The 4,567-nt window shown below is 55.4% G+C and carries 5 protein-coding genes and 1 pseudogene; 2 read left to right on the top strand and 4 right to left on the bottom strand.

From position 1 onward, the window contains the following. Positions 1–125: 125 nt before the first annotated feature. Positions 126–581, bottom strand: coding sequence for an acyltransferase (locus tag RDN66_RS09115; protein ID WP_202216756.1), 456 nt, complete (start codon positions 579–581; stop codon positions 126–128). 241 nt (positions 582–822) lie between these two features. Between RDN66_RS09115 and psiE the strand changes: the two genes are divergently transcribed. Further along, entirely contained in the window at positions 823–1,233 is a 411-nt protein-coding gene (psiE, locus tag RDN66_RS09110; protein WP_035896861.1) for a phosphate-starvation-inducible protein PsiE, read from the top strand. A 114-nt stretch (positions 1,234–1,347) separates the two neighbouring features. On the opposite strand, the gene malG is transcribed toward psiE, so the two are convergent. Both malG and malF read right to left on the bottom strand, forming a co-directional pair. Beyond that, positions 1,348–2,238 carry a maltose ABC transporter permease MalG gene (gene malG, locus RDN66_RS09105; RefSeq protein ID WP_035896863.1) on the bottom strand — a complete coding sequence of 297 codons (891 nt, stop codon included), beginning with the start codon at positions 2,236–2,238 and terminating at the stop codon, positions 1,348–1,350. Positions 2,239–2,251: 13 nt separating this feature from the next. Then, positions 2,252–3,796, bottom strand: a complete 1,545-nt coding sequence (gene malF / locus RDN66_RS09100; protein ID WP_202216755.1) for a maltose ABC transporter permease MalF — start codon at positions 3,794–3,796, stop codon at positions 2,252–2,254. A 42-nt stretch (positions 3,797–3,838) separates the two neighbouring features. Between malF and RDN66_RS24275 the strand changes: the two are divergent. After that, positions 3,839–3,913 (top strand): annotated as a pseudogene (locus RDN66_RS24275) (hypothetical protein); the annotation flags it as partial. 15 nt (positions 3,914–3,928) lie between these two features. Here RDN66_RS24275 and malE read toward each other — a convergent pair. Next, positions 3,929–4,567 (bottom strand): maltose/maltodextrin ABC transporter substrate-binding protein MalE (gene malE, locus RDN66_RS09095; protein WP_308537792.1); only part of this gene is annotated, 639 nt, incomplete at its 5' end.

Genomic DNA, 4,567 nt, shown 5'->3' with positions numbered 1-4,567 from the left:
GTCTCAGTCCAGGGCATAGCGAGTCTCCTCTTCTATGCCAGTTATAACTGTTACCCATGTATCCGGTCTAAAGTGTTACCTATGTTTCCGGTTTGTACCTTCGCTTGGCCGGGCTACAATTGGTGTTATAGCCGCCGCAACAACCGCGCCGGATTCCCGGCGTACACCCCTTTTTCCTCAATAGAGCGGGTCACCACGCTGCCCGCGCCAATCACCACGCCATCGCAAATTGACACGGCCAGAATGGTCGCGCCGCTGCCAATAGAAACGTGATTGCCAATCGTAATACGCCCCCAGCTCTCGCGGTCGGCGTTGGGCTTACCCTCGCGGAACATATCGTTGGCAAACATGACCCCGTGGCCGATAAAGCAGTCGCGCCCGACGGTGACGTATTCGCAGATAAAGGTGTGCGACTGGATTTTGCTGTTGCCGCCAATCTGCGTATTGCCCTGAATCTCCACGAACGGGCCAATAAACACGTTATCGCCGAGCGTGCAGTCATAGAGGTTAGCGGGTTCGTAGATAACCACATTTTCCCCGCAGATAACGTTGCGCGTGGCAACCTGGCGAATGTTGAGCATGTGCCGTCTACTCCTGATGATAAACAGACGTTGATTGTGCCAGCAGGCCACGCTGAGAGGTAAGAAAATAAGAGGAAAGTGTGCAGTGATCCCGAGTTTAAGAGGATGCAGCGTTCTTCTCTAAGCGCTGGATATGAGTCAGCAGGCGAGTTATGGCGCTTCAGGATGGGTAAAAAAAGTAGATCTGGATCACATTTTTGCGTTATACAAAGAGCTCGGCCCAGAGAAAGAGGTGCTAGCCATGACGTCATTATCTCGTCCCCGCGTTGAGTTTATCTCCACCATTTTGCAGACCGTGCTGAACCTGGGTCTGCTCAGTCTTGGCCTGATCCTGGTGGTTTTCCTCGGTAAAGAGACGCTGCATCTGGCGGACGTGCTGTTCGCCCCTGAGAGCACCAGCAAGTACGAGCTGGTGGAAGGGCTGGTTGTCTACTTCCTCTATTTTGAGTTTATTGCCTTGATTGTGAAGTACTTCCAGTCGGGCTTTCACTTCCCGCTGCGTTACTTTGTCTATATCGGCATCACGGCGATTGTGCGGCTGATTATCGTTGACCATAAATCACCGCTGGACGTGCTGATTTACTCCGCCGCTATTTTGCTGTTGGTGATTACGCTGTGGCTGTGCAACTCGAAGCGGCTGAAGCGGGAGTAAGTAGCCCGATGGCGACCTGTGGCAAAAAAAAGGGCGCTCCAGAGGAGCGCCAAACAGTCACAAGTTAGGGTACGTTCAAGTTGAGGATAATAGCAGTGGCATTGCTGATGAAAATTAGCCCTTCACGCCCCCGGCCGTCAGGCCGTTTACCAGCCAGCGCTGTGCCAGCAGGAAGACCACGGTAATCGGAATGGCGGAAAGTACGGCCGCGGCGGCAAAGTCGCCCCACAGGTAGTTTTGCGGGTTGAGGTATTGCTGCATCCCAACGGCCAGGGTGTAGCTGTTCACATCACGCAGCAGCAGCGATGCAACCGGAACTTCGGTGATAGCGGCGATAAACGACAGGATAAACACCACCGCCAGAATCGGCACCGACAGCGGCAGCAGAACCAGACGGAATGCCTGCCACGGGGTAGCGCCATCCAGCGCCGCCGCTTCTTCCAGAGAACCATCAATCGTTTCGAAGTAGCCTTTAATCGTCCAGACGTGCAGCGCGATACCGCCGAGGTAGGCGAAGATAACGCCGCCGTGGGTGTTCAGACCGATAAACGGAACGTACTGGCCCAGACGGTCAAACAATGCGTACAGGGCAACCAGTGACAGCACCGCCGGGAACATCTGGAAAATCAGCATGCCTTTGAGCAGCGTGGCTTTGCCCGGGAAGCGCATACGGGCGAAAGCGTAGGCGCAGGTGGTGGAAAGTGCGACGATACCAATGGCGGTGATGCCGGCGATTTTCACCGAGTTCCAAAGCCACAGCAGTACCGGGAACGGTGGTGGCGTCACGCGGCCATCGGCGTGTTCAACGCTGAAGCCGAGCGCCAGCTTCCAGTGTTCCCAGGAGATAGTGTCTGGGATCAGGCTGCCGGTGGCGAAGTTACCTTCGCGCAGTGAAATCGCGATAACCATCAGCAGCGGGAACATTATCGCCGCAATGAAGATCAGTAGCAGAAGGTGCGTGGTAAAGAGACGCAGTTTCTGAGATTTGGGTTGTACCATAGCCATGTTCGAGTCTCCCTTAATCAAACTTCATGCGCGTGGCTTTCAGGTTCACTATCGCAAGCGCACCGACCAGCAGGAAGATAAGCGTCGCAATCGCAGCCGCCAGACCGAAGTCCTGTCCGCCGCCGCCTTCGAAGGCGATACGGTAGGTATAGCTTACGAGCAGGTCGGTATAACCAGCTGGCGTGGTGGTGCCAAGCCTGTCCGGGCCGCCGTTGGTCAACAGTTGAATCAGCACGAAGTTGTTAAAGTTAAAGGCGAAGCTGGCGATCATCAGCGGCGTGAGCGGCTTAATCAGCAGCGGGAACGTAATCTTAAAGAAGTTCTGGAACGGGCCTGCGCCATCCATTGCCGAGGCTTCATACAGGTCGTCCGGAATCGCTTTCAGCAGGCCCATGCACAGGATCATCATGTACGGGTAGCCAAGCCAGGTGTTGACGATAACAATCATCGAACGAGCGGTGGTCGGGTCGCTGAACCAGGCCGGTTTGATACCGAACAGCGCGCTCAGCATCATGTTGATTTCACCAAAGCTCTGGTTGAACAGCCCTTTGAAAATCAGAATCGAGATAAACGACGGTACGGCGTACGGCAGAATTAACAGCACGCGGTAAATGGCTTTGCCCTTCAGCGATTCCCACTGTACGAGGCAGGCCAGCACCATGCCGACGGCGACGGTGAGGATAACGGTCAGCACCGAGAAGACCACCGTCCAGACGAAGATAGCGAAGAACGGCTTCTGGATACCTTCATCGGTAAAGACGCGGGTAAAGTTGTCCCAGCCGATGCTCACGGTGTAGCCCGGGCTCAGCTTCTCGTCGCCCCAGGAACCGTCGGCGTTGACCGTCTGGTAGAAACCGATGTCGTTGTTAGGACGGTATTTCACGCCGCTCTGGTTGTTGGTCAGCAGGCCGTCATCGGCCAGCGTGTAGAGCGGCTGAGTGCCAGAGAACTGACGCAGCGAGCTCATGGTGACTTTGCTTTCATCCGGCAACACGGCGGTCAGCTGGTTCAGCGCCTGACGGTTCTGGGTGATCACGCGAAGCTGTGCGTGCTCGCCGCTCGGCAGCGCTTCAGTCTCTTTCAACAGCAGCTTCTGCTCGCCGCCAATCTTAAAGTTGTCGGAAAGATAATTTTTGCCGGTCTCGCCGTCGGTGAGGGCAAGCTGCCACTCATCACCCGCCGGGAAGAGGCTGAAGTTGTAGGTTTTGCCCGCCTGGTAAGAGCGGTCCATCAGCACCTGCTGAGCGCGCTCAAAGGTAAGCTGGTTGGTACTGCTGTAGTTGGTAAAAGCGATGGCGATGGTACAAATCAGTGGGAACAGGACGAACAGTCCCATCCCGGCCATGCCAGGGTAAACGTAGCGCCAGGCGTAGGTTTTACGGTTGGCGAAAATATACAGGCCCGCTGAACTTAAAATCAGCGTCATGATGGCGAACAGGTACTCCCCTTGTGCGTACATTAAAACTACAAGGTAACCCACCAGCAAGCCCAGCAGACCAACCACTGACCACTTCAGCGTGTCGCTTTGCCACCAATGTTTCTTTTTAATGACATCCATGGGGATCTTCCTCTACAGCGTTGAAACTTCCTGGCCGGAGATGTGCCTGATGGCGCTGCGCTTATCAGGCCTACGGTGTGTTGTAGGCCGGATAAGGCATTTATGCCGCCATCCGGCACAGGCTCAGCGGCATTACTTGGTGATACGACCCTGCGCGTCCTTCAGCGCGGCATCGACGGTCTGACGACCGCTAGCGGCGTTGATGACCGCGGTACGAACGGCATACCAGAATGCAGACATCTGTGGGATGTTCGGCATGATTTCGCCTTTCTGGGCGTTATCCATGGTGGCCGCAATGCGTGGGTCTTTCGCTAACTGATCCTGGAAGGATTTCAGCGCCACGGCGCCCAGCGGCTTGTCCTTGTTTACTTCATCCAGACCCTGGTCGGTCAGCAGGTAGTTTTCGAGGAACTCTTTCGCCAGCTCTTTGTTCGGGCTTGCGGCATTGATACCGGCGCTCAGTACACCAACGAACGGTTTAGACGGCTTGCCTTTGAAGGTTGGCAGTAGCGTTACGCCGTAGTTGATTTTGCTCTTGTCGATGTTGGACCACGCCCACGGGCCGTTGATGGTCATCGCCGTTTCACCCTTGTTGAAGGCCGCTTCTGCGATGGAGTAGTCGGTATCCGCGTTCATGTGTTTGTTCTTGATAAGGTCAACCAGGAAGGTCAGACCCGCTTTCGCGCCAGCGTTGTCCACGCCCACGTCTTTCACGTCATATTTGCCGTTTTCAAACTTGAACGCGTAACCGCCGTCGGCAGCAATCAGCGG

Source organism: uncultured Kluyvera sp. (genome assembly GCF_902485085.1).
Taxonomy (GTDB): domain Bacteria; phylum Pseudomonadota; class Gammaproteobacteria; order Enterobacterales; family Enterobacteriaceae; genus Kluyvera; species Kluyvera ascorbata.
The sequence above is the reverse complement of the archived record's forward strand: the minus strand, read 5'-3'. Positions and strand labels throughout refer to the sequence as shown.

What these genes read in the sequence shown, in the direction of transcription:
- RDN66_RS09115 (WP_202216756.1), bottom strand. Translation starts at nt 581, where the DNA reads ATGCTCAACATTCGCCAGGTTGCCACGCGCAACGTTATCTGCGGGGAA.
- malG (WP_035896863.1), bottom strand. Translation starts at nt 2,238, where the DNA reads ATGGCTATGGTACAACCCAAATCTCAGAAACTGCGTCTCTTTACCACG.
- psiE (WP_035896861.1), top strand. Translation starts at nt 823, where the DNA reads ATGACGTCATTATCTCGTCCCCGCGTTGAGTTTATCTCCACCATTTTG.
- malF (WP_202216755.1), bottom strand. Translation starts at nt 3,796, where the DNA reads ATGGATGTCATTAAAAAGAAACATTGGTGGCAAAGCGACACGCTGAAG.